General features: G+C 69.9%; 29 protein-coding genes and 2 pseudogenes. 13 read left to right on the top strand and 18 right to left on the bottom strand.

The window, feature by feature from the left end; all coding sequences use genetic code 11:
- The first annotated feature begins 181 nt into the window (after nt 1-181).
- Entirely contained in the window at nt 182-1174 is a 993-nt protein-coding gene (locus LRS03_RS21205) for a sensor domain-containing diguanylate cyclase (protein WP_257827960.1), read from the top strand.
- A gap of 103 nt (nt 1175-1277) precedes the next feature.
- On the opposite strand, the gene LRS03_RS21200 is transcribed toward LRS03_RS21205, so the two are convergent.
- The gene (locus LRS03_RS21200; RefSeq protein ID WP_257827959.1) at nt 1278-1838 is read right to left on the bottom strand and encodes a hypothetical protein; all 561 of its coding nucleotides are present in this window, start codon (nt 1836-1838) and stop codon (nt 1278-1280) included.
- A 70-nt stretch (nt 1839-1908) separates the two neighbouring features.
- Nucleotides 1909-3294, bottom strand: a complete 1386-nt coding sequence (locus LRS03_RS21195; protein ID WP_257827958.1) for an NAD(P)/FAD-dependent oxidoreductase — start codon at nt 3292-3294, stop codon at nt 1909-1911.
- A 118-nt stretch (nt 3295-3412) separates the two neighbouring features.
- Between LRS03_RS21195 and LRS03_RS21190 the strand changes: the two are divergent.
- From LRS03_RS21190 to LRS03_RS21155, 8 genes and pseudogenes are all read left to right on the top strand, one after another.
- Nucleotides 3413-4614, top strand: a pseudogene (locus LRS03_RS21190) (cation:proton antiporter).
- A gap of 145 nt (nt 4615-4759) precedes the next feature.
- Nucleotides 4760-5806, top strand: coding sequence for a chorismate transformation FkbO/Hyg5 family protein (locus LRS03_RS21185; RefSeq protein ID WP_257827955.1), 1047 nt, complete (start codon nt 4760-4762; stop codon nt 5804-5806).
- Nucleotides 5803-6693 (top strand): MipA/OmpV family protein, encoded by an 891-nt coding sequence (locus LRS03_RS21180; RefSeq protein ID WP_257827953.1) that lies wholly within the window; start codon nt 5803-5805, stop codon nt 6691-6693. Before LRS03_RS21185 ends, LRS03_RS21180 begins: the two co-directional genes overlap by 4 nt.
- Nucleotides 6694-6823: 130 nt before the next feature.
- A complete protein-coding gene (locus LRS03_RS21175) occupies nt 6824-7555 on the top strand; it encodes a lysophospholipid acyltransferase family protein (protein ID WP_257827951.1) in 732 nt (243 codons plus the stop codon).
- On the top strand, nt 7552-8340 hold the full coding sequence (locus tag LRS03_RS21170; RefSeq protein ID WP_257827949.1) for a glycosyltransferase family 2 protein: 789 nt from the start codon (nt 7552-7554) through the stop codon (nt 8338-8340). The genes LRS03_RS21175 and LRS03_RS21170 overlap by 4 nt, the downstream gene beginning before the upstream one ends.
- A 4-nt stretch (nt 8341-8344) precedes the next feature.
- Nucleotides 8345-9079 (top strand): phosphatase PAP2 family protein, encoded by a 735-nt coding sequence (locus tag LRS03_RS21165; RefSeq protein ID WP_257827948.1) that lies wholly within the window; start codon nt 8345-8347, stop codon nt 9077-9079.
- A gap of 83 nt (nt 9080-9162) precedes the next feature.
- Nucleotides 9163-9405: an acyl carrier protein gene (locus tag LRS03_RS21160; protein WP_201806514.1), complete on the top strand. Its 243-nt coding sequence runs from the start codon at nt 9163-9165 to the stop codon at nt 9403-9405.
- Entirely contained in the window at nt 9402-10619 is a 1218-nt protein-coding gene (locus tag LRS03_RS21155) for a beta-ketoacyl-[acyl-carrier-protein] synthase family protein (protein WP_257827946.1), read from the top strand. The genes LRS03_RS21160 and LRS03_RS21155 overlap by 4 nt, the downstream gene beginning before the upstream one ends.
- Before the next feature lie 89 nt (nt 10620-10708).
- Here the strand turns inward: LRS03_RS21155 and fabG are convergent.
- The 16 genes and pseudogenes from fabG to purT all read right to left on the bottom strand — a co-directional run bounded on the left by fabG (nt 10709) and on the right by purT (nt 24130).
- Nucleotides 10709-11442 (bottom strand): annotated as a pseudogene (fabG, locus tag LRS03_RS21150) (3-oxoacyl-ACP reductase FabG).
- Nucleotides 11357-11926: a hotdog family protein gene (locus LRS03_RS21145; protein ID WP_257827942.1), complete on the bottom strand. Its 570-nt coding sequence runs from the start codon at nt 11924-11926 to the stop codon at nt 11357-11359. The pseudogene fabG and the gene LRS03_RS21145 overlap by 86 nt, the downstream one beginning before the upstream one ends.
- The gene (locus tag LRS03_RS21140) at nt 11923-12750 is read right to left on the bottom strand and encodes a beta-ketoacyl synthase chain length factor (protein WP_257827940.1); all 828 of its coding nucleotides are present in this window, start codon (nt 12748-12750) and stop codon (nt 11923-11925) included. Before LRS03_RS21140 ends, LRS03_RS21145 begins: the two co-directional genes overlap by 4 nt.
- Nucleotides 12747-13928, bottom strand: coding sequence for a beta-ketoacyl-[acyl-carrier-protein] synthase family protein (locus LRS03_RS21135; RefSeq protein ID WP_257827938.1), 1182 nt, complete (start codon nt 13926-13928; stop codon nt 12747-12749). The genes LRS03_RS21140 and LRS03_RS21135 overlap by 4 nt, the downstream gene beginning before the upstream one ends.
- Nucleotides 13928-14671 (bottom strand): SAM-dependent methyltransferase, encoded by a 744-nt coding sequence (locus tag LRS03_RS21130; RefSeq protein ID WP_257827937.1) that lies wholly within the window; start codon nt 14669-14671, stop codon nt 13928-13930. Before LRS03_RS21130 ends, LRS03_RS21135 begins: the two co-directional genes overlap by 1 nt.
- On the bottom strand, nt 14668-15492 hold the full coding sequence (locus LRS03_RS21125) for a polysaccharide deacetylase family protein (protein WP_257827927.1): 825 nt from the start codon (nt 15490-15492) through the stop codon (nt 14668-14670). Before LRS03_RS21125 ends, LRS03_RS21130 begins: the two co-directional genes overlap by 4 nt.
- Before the next feature lie 140 nt (nt 15493-15632).
- A complete protein-coding gene (locus LRS03_RS21120; protein ID WP_257827925.1) occupies nt 15633-16133 on the bottom strand; it encodes an MMPL family transporter in 501 nt (166 codons plus the stop codon).
- On the bottom strand, nt 16085-18055 hold the full coding sequence (locus LRS03_RS21115; protein ID WP_257827923.1) for an MMPL family transporter: 1971 nt from the start codon (nt 18053-18055) through the stop codon (nt 16085-16087). Before LRS03_RS21115 ends, LRS03_RS21120 begins: the two co-directional genes overlap by 49 nt.
- A gap of 97 nt (nt 18056-18152) precedes the next feature.
- Nucleotides 18153-18668, bottom strand: a complete 516-nt coding sequence (locus tag LRS03_RS21110; RefSeq protein ID WP_257827921.1) for a LolA-related protein — start codon at nt 18666-18668, stop codon at nt 18153-18155.
- The gene (locus LRS03_RS21105) at nt 18643-19602 is read right to left on the bottom strand and encodes a lysophospholipid acyltransferase family protein (RefSeq protein ID WP_257827919.1); all 960 of its coding nucleotides are present in this window, start codon (nt 19600-19602) and stop codon (nt 18643-18645) included. Before LRS03_RS21105 ends, LRS03_RS21110 begins: the two co-directional genes overlap by 26 nt.
- Nucleotides 19599-19892 (bottom strand): ApeI family dehydratase, encoded by a 294-nt coding sequence (locus tag LRS03_RS21100; protein WP_257827918.1) that lies wholly within the window; start codon nt 19890-19892, stop codon nt 19599-19601. The genes LRS03_RS21105 and LRS03_RS21100 overlap by 4 nt, the downstream gene beginning before the upstream one ends.
- 29 nt (nt 19893-19921) lie before the next feature.
- The gene (locus LRS03_RS21095) at nt 19922-21295 is read right to left on the bottom strand and encodes an AMP-binding protein (protein ID WP_257827917.1); all 1374 of its coding nucleotides are present in this window, start codon (nt 21293-21295) and stop codon (nt 19922-19924) included.
- The gene (locus LRS03_RS21090; protein ID WP_257827915.1) at nt 21292-21954 is read right to left on the bottom strand and encodes a COG4648 family protein; all 663 of its coding nucleotides are present in this window, start codon (nt 21952-21954) and stop codon (nt 21292-21294) included. Before LRS03_RS21090 ends, LRS03_RS21095 begins: the two co-directional genes overlap by 4 nt.
- 10 nt (nt 21955-21964) lie before the next feature.
- A complete protein-coding gene (locus tag LRS03_RS21085) occupies nt 21965-22234 on the bottom strand; it encodes a phosphopantetheine-binding protein (protein WP_257827912.1) in 270 nt (89 codons plus the stop codon).
- A gap of 133 nt (nt 22235-22367) precedes the next feature.
- A complete protein-coding gene (locus LRS03_RS21080) occupies nt 22368-22823 on the bottom strand; it encodes a hypothetical protein (protein WP_257827911.1) in 456 nt (151 codons plus the stop codon).
- Between the two features lie 104 nt (nt 22824-22927).
- The gene (gene purT, locus LRS03_RS21075; protein WP_257827909.1) at nt 22928-24130 is read right to left on the bottom strand and encodes a formate-dependent phosphoribosylglycinamide formyltransferase; all 1203 of its coding nucleotides are present in this window, start codon (nt 24128-24130) and stop codon (nt 22928-22930) included.
- A 78-nt stretch (nt 24131-24208) separates the two neighbouring features.
- Here purT and LRS03_RS21070 point away from each other — a divergent pair, with 78 nt between their 5' ends.
- The 4 genes from LRS03_RS21070 to LRS03_RS21055 all read left to right on the top strand — a co-directional run bounded on the left by LRS03_RS21070 (nt 24209) and on the right by LRS03_RS21055 (nt 26361).
- Nucleotides 24209-24748, top strand: coding sequence for a hypothetical protein (locus LRS03_RS21070; protein ID WP_257827907.1), 540 nt, complete (start codon nt 24209-24211; stop codon nt 24746-24748).
- 331 nt (nt 24749-25079) lie between these two features.
- Nucleotides 25080-25247, top strand: coding sequence for a hypothetical protein (locus LRS03_RS21065; RefSeq protein ID WP_257827904.1), 168 nt, complete (start codon nt 25080-25082; stop codon nt 25245-25247).
- Nucleotides 25248-25290: 43 nt separating this feature from the next.
- A complete protein-coding gene (locus tag LRS03_RS21060) occupies nt 25291-25557 on the top strand; it encodes a hypothetical protein (RefSeq protein ID WP_257827903.1) in 267 nt (88 codons plus the stop codon).
- Between the two features lie 45 nt (nt 25558-25602).
- A complete protein-coding gene (locus LRS03_RS21055) occupies nt 25603-26361 on the top strand; it encodes an ABC transporter ATP-binding protein (protein ID WP_257827902.1) in 759 nt (252 codons plus the stop codon).
- Nucleotides 26362-26371: the final 10 nt, after the last annotated feature.

Raw genomic sequence — 26371 nt, 5'->3', positions numbered from 1 at the left:
GTAAAGAACCTTGGCTGCCGCGAGGGTGTTTCTTCACATCGCGACGATTCAGAAGGTTTCAGGGCGCTCAGGGAGTCCACGGGCACATTTCCGGGCCGGGCGCGCCTAGACTCACGGCCTGCACACCGTCCCGTGGCCCGCAACTTGCGGCCGGCGCCAAGTGCCCCCTTCATCTGGCCCCATGAGCAGTCGTAACACTCCGCCCGAGCCGCGCCCCATCACCGAAGCCCGCCTGCTGGCGATGGTGAACGCGAGCGGCGACAGCTTCTGGGAGTCCGACGTCGAGCGCCGCTTCGTGCACGTCAGCGACAACATGTGCCGCATGATGGGCTACCCGCGCAGCGAGCTGATGGGCCGCTCGGTGGTCGATTTCATGACGCCGGAGTACCGCGCCGTGATCGTGCGCATGGCCGCGTCGCGCAGCGAGGGCGACAACCCGCTGGCGCACACGCAGCCGATCCGCCACGAGGGCGAGTTTTTCCGCAAGGATGGCTCACGCCTGTGGATCGAGACGGTGTCAGTGCCGGTGTTCGACGACGACGGCACGCACATCGGCTACTTCGGCATCACCCGCGACGTGAGCGAACGCAAGCACGCCGAACAGGCGCTGCGCGATGCCAACCAGCGTTTGGAAGCGCAACTGGAGCGCATCAACGAACTGCATGCGCAGATGCACGAGCAGTCGATCCGAGATGAGCTGACCGGTGTGCACACCCGGCGCCATTTCGTCGAGGTGGCCGAGCGCGAACTCGACCGGGTGCGCCGCGAGGGCGGTGCCTTGTCGCTCGTGATGATCGACCTCGACCACTTCAAGTCGATCAACGACGCACACGGCCACCTGGTGGGCGACGTGGCCCTGCGCGCCGTGGGCACCATGCTCGTGGCGACCACACGGGCCGAAGACCTGGCCTGCCGCCTGGGCGGCGAAGAGTTCGCGGTGATGATGACCGACACCGACCACGCGACTGCACTGGCGCGCGCCGAAACCTGGCGCGCCACGCTGGCGGCAACCAGCGTGCTGGCCGATGGCATCGTGCTCCGGCTCACGGCGTCGTTCGGCGTGGCCACCTTTCCGCAGCAGGCCGGCGGCCTGTCGGAGCTGCTGCGCCTGGCCGACCACCGGATGTACCGCGCCAAGGCACAGGGCCGCGACAGCGTCTTCGGCGAGGCCTAGCTCTGACGGCCCCAAGGACCGGGCTTCGCCCGGCCCGCCCCCCGAGGGGAGCAAGTCGTCTTGGGGCGGCCCGGCGACGACTTGGCCCACCTGCCGCGCGAGCTCAGCGGTAGCCGGTGTCGTTGGCGCTGTGGATGATCCAGACCAGGTAGTAGTTGCTGCTGAAGCGACTGCCCTGGGCAAAGATCAGGCGGCCATGGCCCTTGTAGGCCGCCTCGTAGCGCGTGCCGCCGGAGCCGAAGTAGAACGGGATGAACGCCTTGCCGCTCACGTAGGCGCCCTGGTCGGTGGGCGGGCCGGCGGCGTCGAGCGCCTCGCGCAGGCCCATGCCGATCTGCAGCTTGCTGAACTTGCTGCCGGCCACGGGCCTGCCGGTGATCTCGCCTTCCCAGTCGTTGAGTCCCTTGACCTTCTGGCCCCAGCCGGCTTCGACCTTCTTCGAATCGATCACCTGGCCTTGCGCGTTCATCCCCGGGCCGATCTTGCCGGCATTGGGATTGGCGGCCGGTGCGGCAGCCGCCGGCGCGGCCGAGGGCGCCGGCGCAGGGGCGCTTTCGGGCGTGCTGCCGCCTTTTTGTGCGCATCCCGCGGCCACGACCGCGGCAAACACGACGGCCAGCGCATGCCGGCCCGCGGGGCGGCTTCCACATTCGACAGGCTTCATGAGGGCTCCTTCAAGGGTTGGCGAAACCGATGCCCCCGAGTCTGCCAGCGTGCCGCGGCGGCGCAAGCCCTCAGGCCGACTCGGATCGTGCGCCCTGGTCCTGCAGGTAGACGGCGCCGGCCACCTTCTCATCGGCCACCTTCTTCAGGTTGGCACGCCGCCACAGCCAGGTCTTGATGGCCTGCGGCAGGATGGTGAGGCAGTTGGCGTAGTAGATGGCCTTGAAGCCGAGCAGGCGCGGCCCCACCGGCGTGTCGCGGAAGAGGTCGCCCGCCAGGATGGACAAGAGCGCCTCCTGCATGCGCCACATGTTGCGCGGGTTCATGAAGATGTTGCGGATGGCCGGCGAGGTGATGCGGTAGATGAACCACGAGAACATCGCCGGGCCGTGCTTCATCACCTTCTCGAAGCGCTTGAACTGCTTGGCGGCCGCCCGCTCCTCGCCCCGGAGCCAGAGGTCGACGCCGGCGGCAGCCTCGAAGGAGCTGTTCATCGCGAGGAACACGCCCGACGAGAACATCGGGTCGACGAAGGCATAGGCGTCGCCGACCATGATGAAGCGGTCGCCGCGGCAGAACTTGCTGTTGTAGGCGTAATTGCCGGTGGTGGTGGCCGGCTCGATCATCTCGGCGTCTTTCAGCCGCTCGGCGAGCTTGGGCGCGAGCGCAATGGTCTGCATCAGGAAGTCGTCGAGGCTTGCGCCCTTGCGGTGCTCCTTGAAGTAGCCGGGGTGCGCCACCGCGCCCACGCTGGTGGTGCCGTCGCGCAGCGGGATGAACCAGAACCAGCCGTGGTCGAACCAGAAGAGGCTGATGCTGCCCTCCAGCCGACCGGGAGCGCGCTTGGCATTGCGGAAGTGGCCGAAGATCGCCGCGCTGGCATGGCGCGGGTTCTTCTCCTTCGCGTCGTACTGGTTGGCGAGCAGCGTGTCGCGGCCGCTCGCGTCGATCACGTAGCGCGGGCGCCATTCGGTCTCGGTGCCGTCGGCACCTTTCACCTTCACCAGGGCGCGCATGTCGCCGCCCTGGCCGGCGTTCATGTCGACCTTGAGCACACGCTGGTTCTCGAAGGTACGCGCGCCCAGCTTGGCGGCGTGGCGGAACAGCAGCTCGTCGAACTCCGAGCGGCGCACGTGCACGGCGTACGGGAAGGACTTGTCCATCGCCTCGGCGAAGAAGAAGCGGCTGGTGTGGTCGTGCCATGGCGAGACGAACTCGGCGCCCAGCTTGAGGATGCCGATCTTCTCGATCTCGGGGCGCACGCCCAGGCGGTCGAAGAGGGGCATGTTCATCGGCAGCAGCGATTCGCCGATGTGGAAGCGCGGGTGCTGCGCCTTCTCGAACATCACCACGTCATGGCCCTTGTCGGCCAGGAGGGCAGCCACGGTCGAACCGGCGGGGGCCCCACCGATGACCACGACGTCTGGGCTGGTGCCGGTGAACTGCTGGGGTGCCATCGCGAAATTCCTCTGCTGCCAATCGAACCGTTGGAGTGTAGCGAGCCGGGCATGCCCCTCTCGCGCCGCACGGGCGCGTGGCACACTGCCGCCCGCCTCGAAACGCCTGCGCGACCGCATGACCACGACCGAGTACTACCTGATCGCCATGGTGATCATCTTCAGCGTGCCGTACCTGATCTGGCGGCTGGGGCGCACCGACTATTTCGCGCCGCTCGTGGTGGTGCAGACGGTCGCCGGCATCCTGCTCGGGCCGGGGGTGCTGGGCGCGGCCTTCCCCGAACTGCACCGCGAGGTCTTCAGCCCGCCGGTGATCCAGTCGCTCAACGGCCTGGCGTGGTGGGCGGTGATGCTCTTCGTGTGGATCGCCGGCATCGAACTCGACCTGAAGAAAGCCTGGGAGCACCGGCGCGAGAGCGGCATCACCGCCGGCCTCGCGCTCGGGGTGCCGCTCGCGCTCGGCTGCGCCGTGGCGGCGGTGATGCTGCTGTGGCCGGGCTGGCTCGGCGCCAAGGCCACGGGCTGGCAGTTCGTGCTCGGTGTGGGCATGGCCTGCGCGGTGACGGCGCTGCCGGTGCTGATCCTCCTGATGGAAAAGATGGACATCCTGCGCCAGCCGCTCGGGCAACGCATCCTGCGCTATTCGAGCCTGGACGACATCGCGATCTGGGGCGTACTCGCCATCATCGTGATGGACTGGGAGCGGGTCGGCCGACAGGCGCTCTTCCTGGCCGGCTTCGCGATCGCCGGCCTGCTCTTTCGCAGGCTGATGCAACGCATTCCGCAGCGCGACCGCTGGTACGTGGGCCTCATTTGGCTCGGCGTGTGCGGCTTCGCGGCCGACTGGGCCGGGCTGCACTTCATGGTGGGCGCCTTCCTGGCCGGCGCCATCATCGACACCCACTGGTTCGACCAGGACCAGCTCGACGCCCTGCGCCACAACGTGCTGCTGGTGGCCGCGCCGGTGTACTTCCTCAGCACCGGCCTGCGCACGCAATGGACGGTGGGCGGCGCCTCGGTCTTCATCGCGGCCGGCGCGATGCTGGCCGCCGCCGTCATCGGCAAGCTGGTCGCCACCGGGCTGGCAGGGCGCATCCTGAAGTGGGAACCCGGTGAAGGCGCCCTCATCGGCTGGCTGCTGCAGACCAAGGGGCTGGTGATGATCATCTTCGCCAACGTTCTGCTCGACAAAAAAAGCTCATCAGCGGCGAAACCTTCACCGCGCTGCTGCTGATGGCGGTGGCCAGCACGATGCTGACCACACCGATGGTCGCCCCGCGTCTGGCGCGCCTTGCGCACATCGTGCAAAGGTCCACATAGGCGGCCGCCACGCCGGGGCGGCACGGGGGGGTGGCCGCTACAATGCCCCCTCGGTTTTCCGCCGCGTTCCACGGTCGCGAGCACTCGCGAAGGCGGCTTGTTCGATTCGATTTCTCCCGCCTTCCGAAGCCCCCACGTCAGTTGCATGAACCCGCTTGCCACCACTGATCTTGCTTCGCAGGCCAGCCCCAGTCCCGACACCCCGCCGCTCCGCTTCCAGCGTCTGAGACTGGCCGGCGACAGCACGCCGCCGGCCGTGCTGGGCGGCCGCTGGGTAGGCGCGTCGGCACACGCCATCGCCGCGCCGGTGCTGGCGCCGGCCCTCGATGCGCGCGGCGCCCTGCTCGACGCCTGGTCGACCGGCGGCACGCTGCAGGCGCAGCAACACGGCTGCGTGCAGTACGTGACCAACGGCCACTGGCTGCATGGTTGGGCCGCGGTCGACGACCGCAACGGCGGCGTGCACGCCGCCACCCAGCGCGTCTATGCAGACCTCTTCGCGGTGCTGGCCGCCACCCCCTGCACCCACCTGCTGCGGGTGTGGAACTACCTGGCCGACATCAACCTCGAGACCGACGGCAGCGAACGCTACAGACAGTTCAACGCAGGCCGCCAGCAGGCCTTCCTCGATGCGCAACGCAGCGCCTTCGAGGGCTCGCCGGCCGCCTGCGCCCTGGGCACGCACAACGGGCCGCTGCGGGTGTACTTCCTCGCCGGACGCACACCGCCGGTGGCGATCGAGAACCCGCGCCAGGTCAGTGCCTACCGCTACCCCGACACCTACGGCCCGCGGGCCCCGACCTTCTCGCGCGCCGCGCTGGCCGACGTGGGCGAAGGCCATCAGGCGCTCTTCATCTCGGGCACCGCCAGCATCGTGGGCCACCAGAGCATGCACCTGGGCGACGTGCGGCGGCAGACCGAAGAAAGCCTCACCAACCTCGCCGCCGTGCGCGACGCCGCCACGGCACGTGCCGGCCGGCCGTTTGCGGCCAGCGACATGGCCTACACCGTGTACGTGCGCCACGCGGTCGACCTGCCGGTGGTGCGCGAGATCTTCGAGCGTGCCGTCGGCCCCACGGGCCCGGCGGCACGCGACGCGATCTACCTTAACGCCGACATCTGCCGCGCCGAACTGCTGGTGGAGATCGAAGCGCACGGTTTCGTCGCTGCCGGCGCACGGAGCGCCGCATGAGCGCCCGGTCCTGGCTCGCGCTTCTGGCGGCCGCGGGCATGGCGGTCGCGACCGTGTCGAGCCATGCGGCCGACGCAGCGACCGTCGACGCGGCGAAGCCCGCCGACGACACCCCGCCGCCGGTCAAGAACCTCAAGCCGCTCTGGGAACTGGGCCTGGGCGCCTCGGGCATTCGCCTGCCCGACTACCGCGGCTCCGGCGTGAGCCACAACTACCTGCTGCCGCTGCCCTACGTCATCTACCGCGGCACCTGGCTGCGGTCCGACCGCGACGGCACACGCGCGATGCTCTTCGACTCGCCCCGGGTCAAGCTCGATGTGAGTTTCGGCGCAGCAGCGCCTTCCCGCGGCGACAACCCCGACCGCGAAGGCATGCCTGACCTGCCCGGCAACGTCGAGGTCGGCCCGAGCCTCAACATCACGCTCGACCAGGAAGTGCGCAAACGCTGGACGCTCGACCTGCGCCTGCCCTTGCGCAGCGCCGTCACGCTGGAGAGCTCGCCGCGCTACGGCGGCGCCACCTTCTCGCCCAACCTCAACCTCGACCTCAAGGACCCGGCGCACGGCTGGAACATCGGCTTCCTCACCGGGCCGCTATTTGCCAACCGCCGCTACCACGAGCAGTACTACCAGGTCGACGCGGCCTACGCGCGGCCCGACCGGCCGGCCTACCGCGCACGCGGCGGATATGCCGGCTGGCAGACCATCGCCTCCACCTCCAAGCGCTTCGGGCACACCTGGTTCGGCGCCTTCGCGCGCCTGGAAAACCTCAACGGCGCGGTCTATGCAGACAGCCCGATGGTCAAGCGCAACTCGGCGCTGACGGTCGGCTTCGGGGTGTCGTGGGTGCTGGCCACGTCGGAGACGATGGTCGAGAGCCGCTATTGATGAAGGCCCCCCAGTCGCTTCGCTCCTGCCCCCGAGGGGCTTGGCCCGGCTTGGGGCGGCCCGGCGCCGGGACCTGGACAGCCCCCCAGTCGCCTCGATGCCGCCTCGCACGCGCCGGACACCGACAGCCGTGAAACTGCTGCATCAGGTCGTCGTCGGGTTTTTCTTCTATCTCGCGCTGCTGCTGCTGGGCATCGGCTCGCTGAGCTGGAACCTCATCAGCTGGGTGATCTATCCCTTCCTGCCGCGCGAGCGAGCGCGCGACATCGGGCGTGCCGCGATCGCCGGCGGCTACCGGCTCTTCTGGTGGTGGCTGCAGCTCACCGGCGTGATGCGCCTGAGCTATGACGGCATCGATGGGCTCAACCGCGATGCCGGGCTCATCATCGCGCCCAACCACCCGACGGCCCTCGACGCGTTGCTGGTCGTCGCGCGGGTGCCGCGTGGCGTGTGCATCATGCGGGCGAGCCTGATGCAGAACCCCTTCCTGGGCGCCGGTGCACGCCTTGCGCGCTACATCCGCAACGACCCGCCAGCTGGCCTGGTGCGCGGCGCGGTGGCCAACCTCAAGGCGGGCGGCCAGCTGGTGATGTTCCCCGAGGGCACGCGCACCGTCACGCCGCCGGTCAACCCCTTCCTGCCCGGGCTCACGCTGATCGCCCACAAGGCCGGCGTGCCGATCCAGACGGTGATCGTCGAGACCACGACCGGCTACCTCGGCAAGGGCTGGCCGGTGTGGAAGCCACCGCACTTTCCCATGGTCTATCACGTGCGCCTGGGCCAGCGTTTTGCGCCCGAAGCCGACCACAAAGGCCTGTCGCAGCGCCTGGAAGCGTATTTCCGCCAGGAGCTGAGCCGATGAGCACAACGAGCGCCGGGCCTTCCACCACCCATGTGGTGCTCATCCCGAGCTACAACACCGGCCCGCAGGTCTACGCAACGGTGAAGGCCGCACGCGCGCAGTGGAACCCCGTCTGGGTGGTCACCGACGGCAGCACCGACGGCACCCCCGCCGGCCTGCAGGCGATGGCCGCCGCCGACCCCGGCCTGCGCGTGATCGTGCTGCCCACCAACGGCGGCAAGGGCGCGGCGGTGCTGCACGGCCTGGAAGCGGCCCGTGCCGCCGGGTTCACGCATGCGCTGACCATGGATTCCGACGGCCAGCACCCGGCCGATCTCATTCCACAGTTCATGCAGGCCTCGCAACAACGCCCCGACACGATGGTGCTCGGCCGGCCGGTGTTCGACGCCTCGGCGCCGCTCTTGCGGGTGCGCGGGCGGCGGGTGTCGAACTGGTGGACCAACCTCGAGACGCTGGGGGCCGGCGTGGGGGATTCGCTTTACGGCTTTCGCGTTTACCCGGTCGACGGCCTGATCGCGGTGATGCGCGGCCAGCCCTGGATGCGCCGCTTCGACTTCGACACCGAGGCGGTGGTGCGCCTGGCCTGGCGCGGCGCGAAGCCGGTCAACCTCGATGCGCCGGTGAAGTACCTGTCGGCCGAAGAAGGCGGCGTTTCGCATTTCCGCTACGGACGCGACAACGTGCTGCTGAGCTGGATGCACCTGCGCCTGATGATCGAGTTCGGGCTGCGCCTGCCCGGCCTGCTGTGGCGGCGCCTGCGGCGGCTGCCGCCCTTCCAGCCCTGATGCCATGAGCACGCCCGCCGACCTCGTCGTCTCCCCGCTGGCGCCCGCCACCCGCTGGAGCGCCGAGCTGTGGGCGCGGGTGCGGCTGCACTTCGTGCTGAAGACGGTCGGCATCACCGCCTTCATCTGGGTCTTCTTCATCGGCTACTTCTGGGTGCTGCGTCATCCGGCCTACCCGGTCACGCTAATGCCGGTGACCGCGCTCGACCGCTGGGTGCCGTTCCAGCCGGCGATGCTGCTGCCCTACCTGACGCTGTGGTTTTACGTCGGCATCCCGGCGGGGCTCGCGCCGAGTTTTCGCCAGCTGATCGTGCACGGCCTCTGGGCCACGGCCCTGTGCGTGACCGGCCTGGCCATCTTCTACTTCTGGCCCACCGCCGTGCCGCCACGCCCGTTCGACGCCGCCAGCTACCCCGGCTTCGCGCTGCTGCAAGGGGTGGACGCGCCGGGCAACGCCTGCCCGTCGATGCATGTGGCAGTGGCGGTGTTCACCGCCATTTGCCTGCACCGGCTGCTGCGCGACATCGGCGCGCCGCGCTGGCCCACACTGCTCAACGCGCTCTGGTGCCTGGCCATCGTCTACTCGACGCTCGCGACCAAGCAGCACGTGGCGCTCGACGCGGCTGCCGGGGTGCTGCTGGGCACCACTTTTGCACTCTTTTCCCTGCGCTGGCGACCCGGAGGCTGGTCTGCCGACGCGGTGGGCCGGGGCGCAGCGGATATCATCCGACGACAGTAGTTTTGACATGAAATCGGTCCCTGAGGAGGGGTGACGGGCCACCTGCCCGCACGGAGGAGACCGCGCCACACAGGGGTTTGACGATGAGTTCGCTGAAGGAACTGCAGGATTTGATTCACGAGAAGTACGGCATCGACCCATCGGAGCTGGACCCCAACACCTCCATGCGCGAAAAAGGCCTGGACTCGCTCGCACTCGTCGAATTCCTTTTCGCGGTGGAAGACCATTTCCACATCAACCTGCCTGACGTCGACTCCAACGTCGACACGCTGGCCGAGCTGGCCCTCGTGGTCGACAAGGTGAGGGCGGCGCAAACGCCGGCATGACGGCCATCTCGCTGTCCATCACCGGCCTGGGGGCCGTCGCGCCGCACGGCGACAGCCCCGAGGCCATCTTCGCCGCGGTGATGCGCGGCGAGTCGGCCGTGCAGGCGGTCTTTCCCGAGCTGCCCAAGCCCACCGCGGCAGCCATCACCACCTTCGACCAGACGCGCTGGTTCAACAAGCTGCAGCTCGCCGGTGTCGACCGTGTCAGCCAGCTCGCCGTGGCTGCGGCCGATCTTGCGATCAAAGACGCCAACGACACCGACTGCGACCCAGAGCGCATCGGCATCTACGTCGGCTGCGGCATGGGCGGCGCCGGCTCGCTCGAAGCCGCCTACCGCGGCGCCAGCAACCGCGTGCCGCCGCTGACCGTGCCGGCCTTCATGCCCAACGCGCCCGCCTCGCACATCGCGATGCGCCAGAAGGTGCTGGGCCCGGTGATCACCTACTCCGTGGCGTGTTCCTCATCGGCGGTGGCCATCGCCGAAGCCGCCAAGGCCGTGCAATCCGGTGAGGTCGACGTGGCCATCGCCGGCGGCACCGAAGCGCTGATCGTGCCCGGCGTGGTGCTCGCCTGGCAGGCGATGCAGACGCTCGCCAGCTTCGACGCGGCCGACCCGCAAGGCGCGGCACGCTCGGTGCGCCCCTTCTCGGCTGACCGCACCGGCTTCGCACTCGGCGAAGGTTCGGCCTTCCTCGTCATCGAATCGGAAGCGCGTGCCAAGGCACGAGGTGCGAAGCGCTATGCCACGCTCGGTGGCTGGGGCATCAGCACCGACGCCACCCACCTCACCAAACCCGATGCGCCGGGCCAGGCCCGTGCCTTGCGCGCCGCGTTGAACCGCGCCGGCCTGCAGCCGCGCGACGTGGGCTATTGCAACGCACACGGCACCGCCACGCGGATCGGCGACCCGATCGAATGCGAGGCCCTGGCGCAGACGTGGGGCGGCGACATCGACCGCCTGCGCGTGAGCTCCACCAAAGGTTTGCACGGCCACTTGCTGGGAGCTGCAGGTGCGCTCGAAGCGATGCTCACGGTCATGGCGCTGCACCAGCGGCTGCTGCCGCCGAACGCGAATCTGACCGAGGCCGATCCGGCTTGCCCGCTCAACCTTGTCACCGAAACAGGGCTCGCGGCACCTCAGCTCGAAGCGGCAATCAGCAGCTCGTTTGCCTTTGGCGGATCGAACGCCGTGCTGCTGTTCCAGAGGGCCTGAGCGGGACGAGCACCGGGCCGCTCCCAAGCCGGCCCGCATCCCATCAGGGGATCGTCTGATGTGCTCACCAGACGAGGGCTGTCATCAGGTCAGGCCATCCCGCCGTTGATCGAGATCACCTGGCCGGTGATGTAGCCGGCTTCCGCGCTCGCGAGGAACGACACCAGCGCCGCCACTTCGTCGGCGCGGCCGGCGCGCTTCATCGGCACCATGCGATCGATCATGTCCTTGTCGAAGCTGCCTTCGGCCATGCCCGAATCGATGATGCCGGGTGCCACCGCGTTGACCGTGATGCCGCGGCTCGCGATTCCAGCGACAAGGCCTTGGTCGCGCTGTTGAGCGCGCCCTTCGCCGCCGCGTAGTTCACCTGGCCGCGGTTGCCGGTGATCGAAGCGACGGACGAGATGTTGACGATGCGCCCGAAGCGCGTGCGGATCATCGGCATCGTGAGCGGTTGCGTGACGTGGAAGAAGCCGTTGAGCGAGACGTCGATCACGCCTTGCCACTGCTGCTCGCTCAGCGCCGGGAAGGCCGCATCGTCGTGCGTGCCGGCGTTGTTGACGAGTACCTGCACCGGCCCGCCTTCGAGCAGCTTGGCAAGCGCCGCCTGGGCGGCCTCGCGGTCGGCCACGTTGAAGGCCACCGCCTCGCCGCTGCCACCGGTCGCTTCGATCTGCGCGACCACGTCTTGCGCCACGGTGAGGCGGCTGTTCGCATGCACGATCACATGCAGGCCATCACGCGCCAGGCGCAGGGCGATGGCGCGGCCGAGGTCGCCACTGCCTCCCGTGACGAGAGCGCGTTTGCGAGCGGAAGTGTTCATACGGGTGGAATCGGAACGCCCGACGACACGGGCAAAGGCGTGTTGAGCACGACCGCGGCCCGCCCTTCGGCGAGCATGCGGCCGGCGTGGCGGACCTGGAAGCTGTAGAGGATCTGGCGCGCATCGCCGCTCTGGCGGGTGGCTTCGATGTGGGCTCGTCCACCTCGGCCGGCGGCAGGTCGTCGAGCCGCAGCACGTGCAGTTGCACGCCACGTGCGCTGGCCAGGAAGCCGGGGCTTGCGATGGTGCCCGCGTCCTGCCCGATCAGCGCGCCGTGAAGGGCCATCGCCTGCGCCGCGTACTCGATCGCACACGGTGACATGAGACCGCTCGCGGTGCGCAGCGGATGTTCGGCGTCGCGGTGGTTGGTGGCCATGCAGGCGATGCGCTGCGCGTCCCACGACTGCAGGCGCGCCAGCAGGCACATGCTGCCGCTGTGGGGGATCAGCGCGGCGATGCCGGTACGGTCGAGCGTCTGGCTCACGACGTGTGCACGGGTTCGATGTCGAGCCGCAGGGTCGTGCCCGGCAGGTAGTCGAGCACCAGGCCCTGCTGCGGCCGACCCTGGGCCAGCGCCACCAGCAGCGGCAGCGCTGCCGCGGCGGGGATGACACGGCGCAGTGCATCGAGCGAGGCATCGGCCATCGCGCCTGCCGGTGGTTCACCGGCGGTCAGGTGCACCGTCAGCGAGGCGAGCGACTGCGCCGTGCGCGCCGGCGACAGCAGCAGTGCCGCGCCGAAGTGATCCGGCAGCGGCCGCGCGCTGTGCAGCGGCTCGGGGTAGGGAGAGTCGCTCGCCACCAGCAGCGCCGGCTGGCCGTCGAGGCAGACACTCGCCGCCGCTTCGATCAGGCCGGCGCCGAAGCTGCCGTTGAAGGCACAGACGCTGGTCGACGAGGCGCGGCTGCCCACCGCGATGTGCCAAGCGCCCGACGACGCGTTGTGGACCGAGTTGGTGAAGCGCGTGGGCGACACCACCGGCTCCGGCATCGCCAGCGCCTCGCACAAGGCGTGGCAGTTGGCGCATTCGCCGCTCGACGAGGTGAAGACGGTTGCGAGCGTGCTGGCGTCGACCTGCGCGGCGGCCACGGCCTCGTCGGCCACCGCCATCGCGAGCTTCACCGCACTGCCGGCACGGCGGCGCTCGGCGGCCGGCAGCCGGGCCGGCGGCGGCAACACCGTCGGCGTGCTGGCGTGGGGTGCGTCGCCGCGCAGCACCGCCTGCGAGGTCGCCCAGTTCGTGAGGCCCGGCCCGAGCAGGCCAACGCCCTGCACCCAGACCTGCATGCCCTTGCGGGGGGTGCTCATGCCGCCCTCCCGAACACCAGGCTGGCATTGGAGCCACCGAAGCCGAAGGAGTTGGACAGCACGTGCTTCAGCCGCGCTTCACGGTTGGTGCGCAGGTAGTCGAGCTGCAGCGTGGCGTCTCGGTCGCGCACGTTGAGGCCGGCCGGCATCAGGCCGTGCTGCAGGGCCAGCAGCGAGATCGCCGCCTCCACACCGCCGGCAGCGCCCAGCGTGTGGCCGGTAGCGCCCTTGGTGGAACTGGCCGGGGTGGCCGTGCCGAACACCTGGCGCACCGCGTTGTCTTCGGCCGCGTCGTTGCTCGGCGTGGCCGTGCCGTGCAGGTTGATGTAGTCGATGTCGCCGGGTTGCAGGCCGGCCGAGGCCAGCGCGCCGCGCATCGCGGCGATGGCGCCGGCGCCTTCGGGGTGCGGCGTGCTCATGTGGTAGCCGTCGTTGCTCTCGCCCACGCCGAGCAGCCAGCCTTGCGGGTGGTCGGTCTCGCGCTCCAGCAGCGCAAACGCCGCGGCCTCGCCGATCGACAGGCCCTTGCGCGCACCATCCCACGGCCGGCAGATCTCGTCGGACAGCAGCTCCAGCGAGTTGAAGCCGTAGAGCGTGGTGAGGCACAGGCTGTCGACCCCGCCCACCACCGCCGCGTCGATGAGCCCGAGCTGCATCAGCCGCGCCGCGGTGCCGAACACCTTGGCGCTCGACGAACAGGCGGTCGAGACCACCCAGCTCGGGCCGTGCAGATCGAGCGCCTGCACCGCGAAGGCGCCGACCGAGTAGGTGTTTTGCGTGGGTCCGTAGAGGAAGTCGGCCGGCAGCGCCCCGTCGGGCCCGCGGCGGCGGTAGGCCAGCTCGGTCTGCAACAGGCCCGAGGTGCTGGTGCCGAGGAACACGCCGACGCGCTCGGCGCCCCAGCGCGCCCGTGCGGCGGCCACGGCGTCGAGGAACCCGTCCTGCGCGAGGCCCAGCCACGCGAGGCGGTTGTTGCGGCAATCGAAATCGGCCAGCGGCGCGGGCAGCTGCACCGCGTCGACGCCCGGCACCTCGCCGACCCAGGTGGGCAGCGGCAGGTCGAGGAACTTGACCGGCGCCAGACCACTGCGGGTGTCGCGCAGCGCGGCCAGCGTGGCCTCGAGCCCGAGCCCAAGGGCGGAGCTGACGGTGTAGGCCGAAATGGCAACAGGATTCATCAGGAGGCAACCTTCGCAACGAGCAGAACATTGGCGAACGGAGTCCCCTGGCTCATGGGTTCGCTGCGCACCTCGAAGCCCAGCGATTCGAGCTGGGCGATCCATTCGGCCAGTGTGCGCCCGTAGACCGGCAAGACACGATGACCACGCGCCCAGATCACCGCCGCATCGACCCACTGGCTGATCATGAAGCGGTGTCGCGACGCCGCATCGCCCACCCGCAGCAGCAGCACGCCGCCGGGTGGCAGCGCGCGGCGCACGCGCGCCAGGACGTCGTTCTGCTCGGGCACGGTCACGTAGTGCAGCACGTCGAGGATGACCACCGCATCGACCTCGGGAAACGGCGTGTAGCGCATGTCCCCGCAAATGAAATCGGCCACGTCGCCCACCGCCGCCTGGGCACGCTCCACATCGCGCGGCATCAGCTCGATGCCGGTGACACGTGCCGCTGAAGGCGCCGGGGCCCACTCGGCAGGCCAGCGTCCCTCTTGGCTGAGGGCGTGGCTGGCGCACAGCAGGCTGGCCAGCAGACCCTGCCCGCAGCCGATGTCGAGCACGCGTGCCTTGGGTGCGATCAGGCCCTGTCGGAGCAGGTAGCGAAACACCGGGTCCTGGCCGAGCTTGCCACGCGCAAAGCGCCAGGCGAAGAGGCCGGCCTTGCGGTAGGGCTGGCTCGCCGCGTCGAGCAGGGCAGCCCAGGGATTCGGGGTCTTGCGCGGGCTCGTGCCCATCACGGCGCTCATGCGTCGGTCTCCATGGCCTGCGGCAAGGTCACCGCTTTCAGGTTCAGCTGCTGCAGGCGTTGCAGCAACTTGGGCAGCACTTCCAGCACCACCGGCTTGCCGCTGGCCGCCCGGGCCGAGCCGCGGTCATGCAGCAGCAGGATGTCGCCGGGGCCGAGCTTGCGCGTCAGGCGATCAAGCACGTCGGCCGGATCGCGGCGCACGGTGTCGAAGCCACGGCGTGTCCAGCTCACGAGCCGCAGGCCACGCTCGTGCAACACCGGCGCGAGGAACATGTTGCGAAAGCCCGCCGGCGCCCGGAAGAACTGCGGCCGCTCGCCGGTGAGCCGGGCCAGCGTGTCCTGCGAGCGATCGACCTCCTGCGCAGCACGCTCCGGGCCGTTGAACGAGAAGGTGTGCGAGTGGCGATGGGTGTGGTTCTGCACGCTGTGGCCCCGCGCGAGGATCTCGCGCACCAGCTGAGGGTGGCGTGCGGCCTGTTCGCCGATGCAGAAGAAGGTGACCTTGGCGCCGTAGGCGTCGAGCAGGTCCAGCACGACCGGGGTGACCTGTGGGTCGGGGCCGTCGTCGAGGGTGAGGGCCACTTCGCGCCGGCGCACCGCCGCGTCGGGCAGTCGGCGCATGTTGGCGCCCAGCCAGCTGGAGCGCGGGCTGAGCACGCCGAAGACCAGCAGCAGGTGGTCCAGCACCACCAGGCCTGCCGCCCACGGCCACAGGGCCGATTCGACGACCACCGCCAGTACCGCGCCCACATGGCAGGCCAGGCTGGCCTTGACCAGCACTGGGCCATGCCAGCGCACGGGGCCGGACGGGTGCGTCAAAGGCGTGGAGGACTGCATGCGCAACAAGCGGAAGACGTGGTCGGAGGCGTGGGCGGGAGACGGCCCGCACAGGGGCGCAGCCGGCTGGCGATTTTTGCACAGGGGCTCCCGTGGAAAGCCCGCAAGGGTTCAGGCTGAATTCACGGTTGCCGGCGGGGAATGAAGGCCGCCGACAGCAGCAGGCTCAGCAGGATCCCCGGGGCCACGACCTGGCCCACCGCCGACAGCACCGGGATGCTCGAAAACGCCAGCAGCAGGAACGAAATGCCGGCAGTGATGTTGGCCAGCGCGAGCGACGCGAGCGTGTCGGTGTCGACCACGAACGGCGTGCCGGGCGGCTGGGCCTCCTGCTGGGCACGGATCTGGTCGAAGAAGAGCGCGTAGTTGGAGCCGATGGCCACCGTCAACAGCAGGCCCACCAGGTGCAGGATGCCGAGCGCGACCCCCAGCCCGGTCGTCACGGCGAGCACCAGCAGCACCGCGGCGGCCACCGGTTGGGCGATGCGCAGCAGGCGCCGCCACGAGCGCAGGTGCAGCGCCAGCAGCACGCACACCGCCAGCGCCCCGAGCAGCGCCTGCACCAGCGCTTCTTTCAGGTAACGGGCGTAGAGCGCGCTGACCTCGTCGGCGATGTTGACCACGTGGGTGCCGGGCAGGTCGGCGAGTGCGGCGCGCAGGGGCGCGACGTCGACCTGGCCCGAGGCCCCGGGCTGCACCCGCAGCAACGCACGCCAGGGGCGTGTGCCCCCTCTCGCGCATCGCCCGGCAGCACCTGCGCGGCCAGCGCCGCGGCGAGCGGCGTGCCCTGCAGCGAAGCGAGGGTGAGCGGCGGCTGGGTGCGTGCGGTCTGCACGTCGGCCAGGAAGGCCTGCAGGCGACGCGCCGGCAGCGGGCCGTCGGCGGTCGCCTGTTCGAGGTTGGCGGCCAGCACCGCCGGCTCGGGCAGCGCGTCGCGGCGGCGCTGCTGCGTGGCAGGGCTGGGCAGCAACCGGGCCGGCGATTCGTAGCCGCCGATCGCGCCCGAGGCGACCAGCGTGTCAAGCCGCTGGCCGGCGGCTTCGGCCTGGGCCAGCACACCAGCCTCGTCGGCCGCGGCCACCGCGACGATGGTGCCGTTGTCGGAGGCGCCGATCTCCTGGCGCAAGGCTTCGTCGAGCTTGATCTGCTCCGGCCCCACCGGGTTGAGCGAGGCGAGGTTGGCGTCCCAGGCCGAGGGCCACCACGCCAGCGCCGCGGCAGCGGCCAGCGTCAGCGCCGCCAGCGGCCAGCGCAAGCGCGGCAGCACCTCGCTGCAGCGACCAACGGCCTCGCCCAGCCGGCGGCGCATGCCGATGCCGGGCGCGCCATCGGGGACGATCACGGTGTAGACATAACGGGTCGTCAGGGCCGCCGCCGCCAGACCGGCCACCGAGAAGAGGCCCAGCTGCGCCAGCCCCGGAAACCCCGAGAACAGCAGCGCGGCGAAGCCGCAGATGGACGTCCACAGCCCCAGGCGCACGGTGGGCCAGTTGTCGGCCGTCCAGCGCCGCGCCCCGTCGCCCCTTGGTGCGCCGGGGCGCGTTCGCGCCTGGATGAGGTAGTAGATCGCGTAGTCGACCGCCTCGCCGATGAGCGTGGTGCCGAAACCGAGCGTCATGCCGTGCACGTTGCCGAAGGCGAGGCTCACCGCCGCCACCCCGGCGAGCACCCCGCAGGCGACCGGCAGCACCGCGACCAGCAGCGTGCGCAGCGAGCCGCCGAACGAGAACAGCAGGATGCCGACGATGGCCACGCCGCCGGCCAGCGCCAGCATCTCGACCTCGCGCTTGATCTTTTCGCGCGAGCCGACGGAAAAGCTCGCCGGGCCCGTGAGCAGCAGCGTCACGCCTTCGGCCTTGAGCGCGCCGAAACGCTCGCGCACCTGCGCCAGCGCACGCTCCTGGCCATCGAGGTCGGCGCCGTCGGCGCGGGTGGTGGCCAGCAGCACCGCACGCTGGCCGTCTCGCGACACCCAGACGCCGCCGTCCATGCGAGGCGACTGCGCCGGCAACATCACCTCGGCCATGCGAATGGTCTCGCCGGTCGGGTCGCGCAGGATCACCGGCTTGATCAGCGCACCGGCGGGCGTGCCGAGCAGCGAGGTGGTGTCGTCGATGCCGGCCTTCAGGCCCTCGACCGTGAACCGCTGCGCATCGACCGCCGGGCTCAGCAGGTAGCGGTGCTCGAAGAGGAACTTGCCGGTGGCTTCGAACTGGGTGTTGTCGCCGTTGTGCACGGCGTCGAAGAGCCCGCCTTGGCGCAAGGCCTGCGCCAGCTGCCGCGAGGCCGCCTGCCGGGCGGCCGGCGTGCCGCCTTCCAGTCCGATCAGCACCAGCCGCGCGGCCACGCCGCTGCGCAGCTGGTCGAGCAGCACCGCCTGCTCGGCGCTCGGGGTGGACGGCAGGAAGGCCGACAAATCGGCCACGTAGTGCGTGCGCGCCGCAATGGCGATGGCCGCGGCCACGCAGGCCAGCCACACCACCAGCACGCCGCGGCGCAGCAGGGCCGTGGCGCGCTGCACGCTGCCCCCTGCGTCGGCGTTCAATTCGGGGCGCTCGCGGCCGGGCGAGGGGCTGACGAAGGCACGGACGAGACCTGCTCGATGCTCATCACCGAGCGGTCGCCGTCGGCCATCACGACGGTCACTTCACGCACCCACGACTGCTGGCCGGCGATCTGCACCGAGCGCACCAGCTCGCGCACCTGCGGCTCAAGGGGCATGAGTCCATCGTCCAGCGCTGCGGCTGGCCGGAGACGGTGGCGACGAAGTTGCGCTCGATGGCCTGGCGGTTTCCGGTGAGCGTGCCGCGGATGGCCTCGACCATCACCGCCGCTTCGGGCACGGCGTCGAGCCGAAGCGTGCGGGTGCGGTTGCCGGACGTGAGGGTGAGCTGGTTGCCCACGACCGCCACCTTCTCCGGGCGGGGTTTCACGGTTTCGCGCACAAAGGTGTCGGGTGCGGCGAAGGTGAGGCGGCCCGACGATTCGAGCGTGCGCTCCAGCATGGCCACCGAGCGCTTTTCGGTGAACACCGCCTCACCGCTCTTGACCTGCGACATCAGGCGGGCGAGCTCGGGCAGGCCGAAGGCATGGGCCTGCAGCGGCAAGGCCAGCAGCAGGGCAAGCCCGAGCTCAGGAAGCAGGCGAGGAAGTCGCATCGGCAGCAGCCCAGAAATCGTAGAAATTGAACCAGTTGTACGGAGACTCAACGCAGGCGGCCTCGATCCGGCGCACATAGCGCTCCAACGCTTCGCGCACCCGCTGGTCGACCACCTCGCGCGGCTCGTTCGTGAGCGCGCTGAAATCGGCCAGCTCGGCGAACACCAGCTCGTAGCGGTTGCCGCCATGGTAGAGCCCGGCGCTGAAGACCACACGCCGCTTGAGCATCGCCGCCAGGCGGAAAGGGCCATCGGAAAACGGCGCCGGGCGGCCGAGGAAATCGAGCCAGTAGGTGTGCGTGCGGCCGGCGGCGCCCGGCAGGGTGCGATCGCCCAGCATGCCGGCGATGCCGCCGCCATCGAGGAAGCGCCGCAGGTTGAGCATCGCCCCGGCCTGGCCGAGCGCGATGGTGTGCAGCCGGGCCTTGGGCGCGACCGCCGCCAGCATGGCGTTGATCATGCGGGCGTTGTTCTCGTACATGAGCATCGCCACACGCTCGCCGCGCTTTTCGCCGCCGGCGCGCATGGCCTCGAAGCTGCCGAGGTGGGCGCCGATGGTGATGACCCCTTCGCCCTGCTGCAGCGGAAGGTGGATCACGTCGCCGTTCGTCACCCGCACGTCGAAGAGCTCGTAGCGCTCCTGCAGAAAGTAGATGCGGTCGAGCACGGTCGAGGCGAAGGCGTGCACATGGCGGTACACGTCGGCAAAGGTTGCCGGGCGCTTGAGCGCGCGGGCAAGGTAGTCCTTCGAGGCGCGCCGGGCCTTGCCGTTGGTGAGCACGAAGTAGAGCGCGATCGGGTGCAGCAGCAGCCGCGTCAGCGTGCGGCCGGCGCCGGTGGCGATCCAGCGGATCAGCGTCAGCGCCCACATGTGGCTGCGCTCGGGCTCGGTCGCCCAGTCCGCCTTGACGCCGGGTTTGGTCTGCTCGGTCATGGCGCGCGTTCGAAATGGCCGGAGGCGACGGCGCGCTCGGCCACCGTGACCTCGAACCGCAGGGCCGTGGCGCTTTCGGTGAAGCGGATCGACAAGGTGCTGCCGGGGCGCACCGGCGAGAGGAACTTGGCCGCCCCGAGGCGCGGCGCCGGGCCGATCTGCGCGGAAAGCGCCGGGTCGCGCAGCACGGCTTCGAGCACTTCGGCCAGCAACGAGACGCCCGGCAACAGCGGCTGTCCGGGGAAATGCCCGGCAAACGCCGGATGGTCGAGGGGAATGAAAACGTCCACCGGAGCGCTCGCAGCGAAAGAGACGCGGCTCAGCGGCGCGAGGCCTTTGCCAGCACCTGCTCCGCCCACGCCGCGAAGGCGCTGGTCGGCAGCTTGCCGGTACCCTGCACTCGCGGCAGCTCGGGCACCTGCACCACACGGCGCGGCAGGAACGCCGGGTCGACGCGCAGGCGCATCTCGGCGATCACGCGCTTGTGGATCTCGTCGGCCGACACGTCCGGTGCGACGACGAACGCGACCAGGCGCACCACGCCGTCAGGCGCCTCGTGCGGCAGCCAGAACGCCCCATCGAGCACGCCCTCGATGCCGTTCAGGTGGTAGTTGAGGTGGCCGAGCGAGCTGCGCTTGCCGGCGATGTTGATGAGGTCGTTGGAGCGGCCGAGCAGGCGAAAACTCGTCGGGCGCATGACTTCGAGCACGTCGGCCAACGTGGTCGGTTGCGGCACGTGGCCGCCCTGCGCGACGCTGGCATCGCCGTCGCCCGTGAGGTGCACGCCGTCGAAGGTGGTCCACTCGGCGCCTTGCACGGTGCGGCGCGTGGCGACCTGGCCGGTTTCGGTGGAGCCGTAGATCTCCATCAGCGGCGCCGCGAGGCCGGCTTCGGCCCGCGCGGCGAGCTGCGGCGACAGCGGCGCGGTGGCGCACAGCGTGAGGTCGATCGCCGGCAGGTCGACACCCGATTCGAGCAATGACTTCAAGTGGAATGGCGTCGTCACCAGCATGCGCGGGCGCGGCGCGCGCGCCAGCGCGGCGGCGATGTCGGCGGGGTAGAACGGCCGCTCGGTGTCGACTGTCGCCCCGGCCAGCAGCGACAGCAGCACGCTCGACTCGAAGCCGTACATGTGCTGCGCAGGCACGGTGGCCACGAGCGTCACCCCGACGAAGCTCTGCAGTCCCATCTGCTCGGCCAGGCGCCGGGCTTCGGCTTCCACGCCCAGGCGCAGGTAGCCCCAGGCCTTGGGGTGAGGTACTGGCGCGCCGGTGGAGCCGGACGTCAGCACCTGCACGGCGATGGCCGACTCGTCGATCTCGGGCACGGTCTGCCGCGCTGGAATCGGCGCCCGGCCATCGGCATGGCGAAGGGTGGTCAGGGCGGGAGCGATGCCGTCATGGTCGGTCAGGGCGTAGGTGCCAGGGAAGAGTGCGCTCAGGCGCTCGACCATGTCGGGCGTGAAATTGGGCGGCAGCAGGCTGCACTGCCCCCGCACCATCGCCGCACCCAGGCCGACGGCAAAGAGGTAGCGGTCGCCGGTGAGGTTGAGCATGGCGCCACGCTCGGGCAAGCGTGCGGCCAGGGCCTGCACGTCGGCGAGGTACTGGCGGCGCGAGAGCGGCTCGCCGTGGCGCCAGGCCAGAGGCGCGTCGAGGTCGCCGCCCCACAGCAGTGGCGTCGTCCTGCTCACTGCGGCACCTTGGACGGCGCCGCTGGTTTCCCGTTGTTCATGTAGGCGTTGATCGCATCCGCCACGGTGGAGCGCGCGAATTCCGGGTGCAGGCGATAGCGCAGCGAATACTCGCCGATGAACATCGCGCCGGTGGCGATCGGGGTCACGAGGTTGGCGAAGATGGCCCAGGTGTCGAAGCTGAAGCCGAAGAAGAGCACCAGCGAGATGGCAACGATCACGAGGAAGAAGATGGTCCAGGCCTTGGTCACCTGGCGGGTGTAGGCGAAGTGCGCCGGCGGCAGGTCCTTGCCGTGCACCCGCTGCGCCACCGAGGTGATGATCGAGGTGCGCCCCGGGCGCAGCGTGCTGCCGAAGAAAAGCGCGAGGAAGAAATTGATGCCCGCGTGCTGCAGCAGGTAGAGCGCATGCGAGGTGACGCGGATGTCGAGCATCGCCTGCACGCACAAGGCGGCGAGCGCCAGCACCACGCACAGGGCCACGCCGTTGTGGCCACTGCGCCAGGCACCCAGGCCGACGATGACGAGCATCGGCGACAGCACGCCGACGACGTTCCAGGCCGAGGCCTCGGTCTGCGTCATCAGCCAGTGCGAGGCCAGCACATAGGCCAACCCCACCAACAGCACCAGACCGACACGCGCGGCAACTCGGACTTGCATGCCACTCACCTCACTTGGTGCGGTTGGCGGCGATGTGGTCGGTCAGGCTGGCCAGCGAGGTGAAGATGCGCACGTTGTCCTGGTCGTCCGAGCGCAGCTGGAAGCCATAACGCTGCGACACGACCAGAGCGACTTCCAGGATGTCGATCGAATCCAGCCCCAGGCCTTCGCCGTAGAGCGGGGCCTGCGGTTCGATCGTCTCGGGCGCGGTCTCGAGGTTGAGCGCTTCGACGAGCAGCGCAGCCACTTCGCGCTGAAGCTCGGTTTGGGTGGAAGTCATGCGTGGAATCGGTCGGTGTTGGGCGTGGCGCTTGCGCTGGCACGGCCCGTTTGGCGGGGGTCGAAGTTTATCAAAGGGGGTTCGGCAATCGCCTCACGCGAAGAGGTGAGAACACGGGGCCTGAGCCGTGGGTTCAGCGCTCGAACGGGCGGGTGAGCGCAAAGCCGCTGCCGTCGGTCACGCCATCGGCCGGCATGGCGCCGCCACCGCGTGCGGCCGCGTTGAGGCGGTCGATCTCGGCGTAGGCGAAACGCAGCTGGCCTTCGAGGCGCGTGACCGACGAGCGCTGCTCGGCGGCGAAGGCAGCCTGGCGCTCGCGCGCCGCAAGCTTCTCTTTTTCGAGTTCGGCCTGCAGCCGTGCGTTCACGGCACGCAGGTTCTGCGTGCTGGCCGCGACCTGCTCGCGCGCGGCCGCCACCAGCCGCGTGTGGCGTGCCGCGGCCCGCAGGCCGATGACGCGCCACGTCACGGCGGCGCCCAGCGCGGCCCCCACCAGGCCGGCGATCAGCGCCGTCGCAATGCCCATCACGTCCATCGTTGCCCCTTCCCCCGCAGCGCGCACCGTCATGTGCGGGTTGGCGCTGCGCAAGACATCGAGGGTAACGACGCCGGGCCGGCTTGTCAGTGTCGACGGCTCAAGGCGCCGTGACAAAGTGCGCGCTGACCCGCGAATCCGTGTTGCGAAGCAACAGCTCAGGCCCGACGCGGCCGCACGGTGGCGGCCGCCGCCTTGGCGTGCCGGCGCGCGACTTCGACGTCGGCATCGAAGGCAAGCGCCACGCCCATGCGGCGCTTGGTGAAGCTTTCGGGCTTGCCGAAGAGGCGCAGCTCGGTCTGGGGCACGCGCAGGGCCTTGTCGACCCCGTCGAAGGCGATGCCAGACGCGTCTACGCCACCGTAGATCACCGCACTCGCCCCTGGGCTCTTGAGCGCCGTGCTGACCGGCAGGCCGAGGATGGCGCGGGCGTGCAGCTCGAACTCGTTCTGCCACTGCGTGATCATGGTGACCATGCCGGTGTCGTGCGGTCGAGGGCTGACCTCGCTGAACCAGACCTGCTCGCCTTTCACGAAAAGCTCCACGCCGAACAGCCCCTGGCCACCGAGGTTGTCGGTCACGGCCTTCGCGATCTCGCGCGAGCGCTGCAGTGCCACCGGCGACATCGGGTGCGGCTGCCAGCTTTCCACATAGTCGCCGCTGACCTGGATGTGGCCGATCGGGTCGCAGAAATGGGTCTCGACACGACCGTCGGCGCCGAGGGCCCGGACGGTGAGCTGGGTGATCTCGTAGTCGAAGTCGATGAAGCCTTCGACGATCACACGTCCGTGGCTGACACGGCCGCCGGCCATGGCGTAGTCCCAGGCCTTCTGCACCTCGGCCGGGCCGTCGATCTTGCTCTGGCCTTTGCCGGAGCTGCTCATCACGGGCTTGACGATGCAGGGGTAGCCGATGCCCCGGTCAATGGCCGCCTGCAGCTCCTGAAGCGAATCGCAAAAGACATAGGGGCTGGTGGGCAGCCTCAGTGTTTCGGCCGCCAGGCGGCGGATGCCTTCGCGGTCCATCGTGAGCCGGGCGGCTCGGGCGGTGGGGATCACGCGCACGGTGCCAGCGGCCTCCAGCTCTTCCAGCATGGGTGTGGCGATGGCCTCGATCTCGGGCACCACCAGGTGCGGCCGTTCGGCCTCGATCAGCGCCTTCAGCTGATCCGGGTCGCTCATCGTGATGGTGCGAGCGTGGTGCGCCACCTGGTGGCCCGGCGCATGCTCGTAGCGGTCGACGGCGATGGTCTCCACGCCCAGGCGCTGCAGCGCGATCAGCACCTCCTTGCCCAGTTCGCCGCTTCCCAGCAGCATGACTTTCGTGGCCGACGGGGAGAGCGGGGTGCCGAGGGTGGTCATGGGTGTATGCCTTGAAGTGCAGGAGCTGGCGCCCATTCTAGGAAGCCGATGCTCAACAAAGATTTATCATCGCGGCCCATGCTGTCCGCCCACCACGACGTGGCGCAGATCCGCCTGGACAACGCATTGGCGCTGTTCGACGAGTTCGTGCACGCCACCGTCAAACACGCCGATGCCGCCACCTTGCGCGGCCTGGAACGCCGTTTTGCGGAGCGGCTGCAGATCCAGCCCAGCTACTGGAGTCAGATCAAGGGCCGCTCGCGGCAGATCGGCGAACGGCTCGCACGCCAGTTCGAGCAGCTGAGCCACAAGCCCCTGGGCTGGATGGACGAAGTTCACGACGCCACGGCCGGCGCCGCCTCGCCGGCCGAGCCCGAACAGGCCCCTGGCCTGCCGCAGGACGACGACGAGCGCTTCATCGTCGGCCTGGTCCTCACCTACTACCGCCGCCACCCGCAGCGCGCCCGCACGCGACTGCTCGACCTGCTGGGCGAAGTGCTGGCACCGGCACCGCCGGCGCCGAGTGCGGCACCGAAGAAGCCGGCCCCGGCAGACGACCCCCACGACCTCTGGCTGCGCAGCCAGTCGGGTGTGGCGCCACTGAAGCGCAAGCGTTGACCCCCTAGAAAAAGGTGAGCAACACCTCTTGCGCAAGATAATCAACTGTTTATCATTTGCGCAAGTTGCGGGGCCTGCCCGTACCGCAGCGACACCCCACCGATCAACCCCCCACCGGAACGCCATGCCGAAACCCGCCTGCCATCCGACCCCACGCCGATCGCGCGTTGCCGGTGCAGCCATCGTCATGGTGGAGCCACCCAGGCCGCCGTCTCCCTGAGCGCTCTTGGCAGAAGAGCCTCTCACGGCCCGGGTTGCGTCTTACGCCCCGGGCCGTTTTGTTTTGTTCGTGCGGACTGTCGTCCTGTCGTCGTCCGCAAAGGAGCCTCTCATGAAGTTCACCGTCGTCACACCGAAGCCGCGCAACCCGTTTGCCACCGCCGCCCGCGTTCGCCGCGCCGGCAGCCACCGACCGAGCACCGGTGCGCTGCGCCAACGATCGCGCCAGGACGTACGCCAGACCCTGGCGCAGCTCGACCCCCGCAAGGACAGCCCATGACCCCTGGCCCGCCACACGCGGGCCGTGCCTGAAGGACATCGCCATGACCCACCTGAGACTCGTCACGTGGAGCGCCGACGACGCGCACCGCCCCGCCGCCCACCCCCTGCGCCGCCTGGCCGCGACCGCCTTGCGCGGTGCCAGCCGCGCTCTCGCCCGCATGGCCCACCGGGTGGCCGAGCCCGCAGCACCCACCTTGCCCCTGCTGCCCGAGACGCTGGAGTTCTACGCCGACGCCAGCGCCCCCGAAGGCGCGCTCTACCTTGACGGCCACCTGATCGGCCACCTGCCCGGCGTGAAACGGCTGTAGCGCGGCACGGCGGGTGTGCCGGCAAACGCAGGCAAACTCGCGGGCATGCTGCCCCTGCTCTCGCTGGACCACGTCGACAAACGCTACGCCAATGGGGTCTTGGCGCTGCACGACGTGTCGCTCGGTGTGGGGCCGCACGAGTTTGTCTCGCTCTTGGGCCCGTCGGGTTGCGGCAAGAGCAGCGTGCTGCGGCTGGTCGCGGGGCTCGACACGCCGACCGCCGGCACGGTGTCGGCGCCGGCGCTGGGCGTGAACGGCGCGGCCGACACCGCCTGCGTGTTCCAGGACGCGACGCTGATGCCCTGGGCCAGCGTGTTCGACAACGTGTGGCTGCCGCTGCGCATCGGCGGCCTGTCGCGGGCGCAGGCGGCCGAACGGGTCGCCGGGGTGCTCCGCCTGGTGGGCCTGGCCGATTTCGCCCACGCCTACCCGGCCGAACTCTCCGGCGGCATGAAGATGCGCGCCTCGATCGCGCGGGCCCTGGTGGCGCAACCACGGGTGCTGCTGATGGACGAGCCCTTTGCCGCGCTCGACGAGTTCACCCGCCAGAAGCTCAACGACGACCTGCTGCGCTGGTGGCTGGCCGGCACGCTGGCGGTGCTCTTCGTCACGCACAGCATCTACGAAGCGGTGTACCTGAGCCAGCGTGTGCTGGTGATGGGCGCTCGGCCGGGGCGGGTGGTCGACGAGGTGGTCGTCGATGAGCCTTATCCGCGCAGCCCGGCGTTTCGCCGCTCGGCGCACTTTCTCGAGCTGTGCGGCCGCATCGGGCAGACGCTCGAAGCCACGCCGGCTGCCGGTTGAGGAGCCGGCG

It is taken from the genome of Rhizobacter sp. J219, from assembly GCF_024700055.1.
Lineage (GTDB): Bacteria > Pseudomonadota > Gammaproteobacteria > Burkholderiales > Burkholderiaceae_C > Rhizobacter.
Note: the sequence above shows the minus strand (reverse complement) of the source record. Positions and strands in the feature narration are given on the sequence as shown.

Excerpts from the sequence above, each read along its gene's own strand:
- purT (WP_257827909.1), bottom strand. The coding sequence starts at position 24,130 with ATGACCACCCTCGGCACCCCGCTCTCCCCGTCGGCCACGAAAGTCATG.
- LRS03_RS21090 (WP_257827915.1), bottom strand. The coding sequence starts at position 21,954 with ATGCAAGTCCGAGTTGCCGCGCGTGTCGGTCTGGTGCTGTTGGTGGGG.
- LRS03_RS21110 (WP_257827921.1), bottom strand. The coding sequence starts at position 18,668 with ATGCGACTTCCTCGCCTGCTTCCTGAGCTCGGGCTTGCCCTGCTGCTG.
- LRS03_RS21065 (WP_257827904.1), top strand. The coding sequence starts at position 25,080 with ATGAAGTTCACCGTCGTCACACCGAAGCCGCGCAACCCGTTTGCCACC.
- LRS03_RS21205 (WP_257827960.1), top strand. The coding sequence starts at position 182 with ATGAGCAGTCGTAACACTCCGCCCGAGCCGCGCCCCATCACCGAAGCC.
- LRS03_RS21160 (WP_201806514.1), top strand. The coding sequence starts at position 9,163 with ATGAGTTCGCTGAAGGAACTGCAGGATTTGATTCACGAGAAGTACGGC.
- LRS03_RS21180 (WP_257827953.1), top strand. The coding sequence starts at position 5,803 with ATGAGCGCCCGGTCCTGGCTCGCGCTTCTGGCGGCCGCGGGCATGGCG.
- LRS03_RS21185 (WP_257827955.1), top strand. The coding sequence starts at position 4,760 with ATGAACCCGCTTGCCACCACTGATCTTGCTTCGCAGGCCAGCCCCAGT.
- LRS03_RS21135 (WP_257827938.1), bottom strand. The coding sequence starts at position 13,928 with ATGAATCCTGTTGCCATTTCGGCCTACACCGTCAGCTCCGCCCTTGGG.
- LRS03_RS21070 (WP_257827907.1), top strand. The coding sequence starts at position 24,209 with ATGCTGTCCGCCCACCACGACGTGGCGCAGATCCGCCTGGACAACGCA.
- LRS03_RS21140 (WP_257827940.1), bottom strand. The coding sequence starts at position 12,750 with ATGAGCACCCCCCGCAAGGGCATGCAGGTCTGGGTGCAGGGCGTTGGC.
- LRS03_RS21165 (WP_257827948.1), top strand. The coding sequence starts at position 8,345 with ATGAGCACGCCCGCCGACCTCGTCGTCTCCCCGCTGGCGCCCGCCACC.
- LRS03_RS21170 (WP_257827949.1), top strand. The coding sequence starts at position 7,552 with ATGAGCACAACGAGCGCCGGGCCTTCCACCACCCATGTGGTGCTCATC.
- LRS03_RS21195 (WP_257827958.1), bottom strand. The coding sequence starts at position 3,294 with ATGGCACCCCAGCAGTTCACCGGCACCAGCCCAGACGTCGTGGTCATC.
- LRS03_RS21060 (WP_257827903.1), top strand. The coding sequence starts at position 25,291 with ATGACCCACCTGAGACTCGTCACGTGGAGCGCCGACGACGCGCACCGC.
- LRS03_RS21105 (WP_257827919.1), bottom strand. The coding sequence starts at position 19,602 with ATGACCGAGCAGACCAAACCCGGCGTCAAGGCGGACTGGGCGACCGAG.
- LRS03_RS21085 (WP_257827912.1), bottom strand. The coding sequence starts at position 22,234 with ATGACTTCCACCCAAACCGAGCTTCAGCGCGAAGTGGCTGCGCTGCTC.
- LRS03_RS21155 (WP_257827946.1), top strand. The coding sequence starts at position 9,402 with ATGACGGCCATCTCGCTGTCCATCACCGGCCTGGGGGCCGTCGCGCCG.
- LRS03_RS21130 (WP_257827937.1), bottom strand. The coding sequence starts at position 14,671 with ATGAGCGCCGTGATGGGCACGAGCCCGCGCAAGACCCCGAATCCCTGG.
- LRS03_RS21200 (WP_257827959.1), bottom strand. The coding sequence starts at position 1,838 with ATGAAGCCTGTCGAATGTGGAAGCCGCCCCGCGGGCCGGCATGCGCTG.
- LRS03_RS21055 (WP_257827902.1), top strand. The coding sequence starts at position 25,603 with ATGCTGCCCCTGCTCTCGCTGGACCACGTCGACAAACGCTACGCCAAT.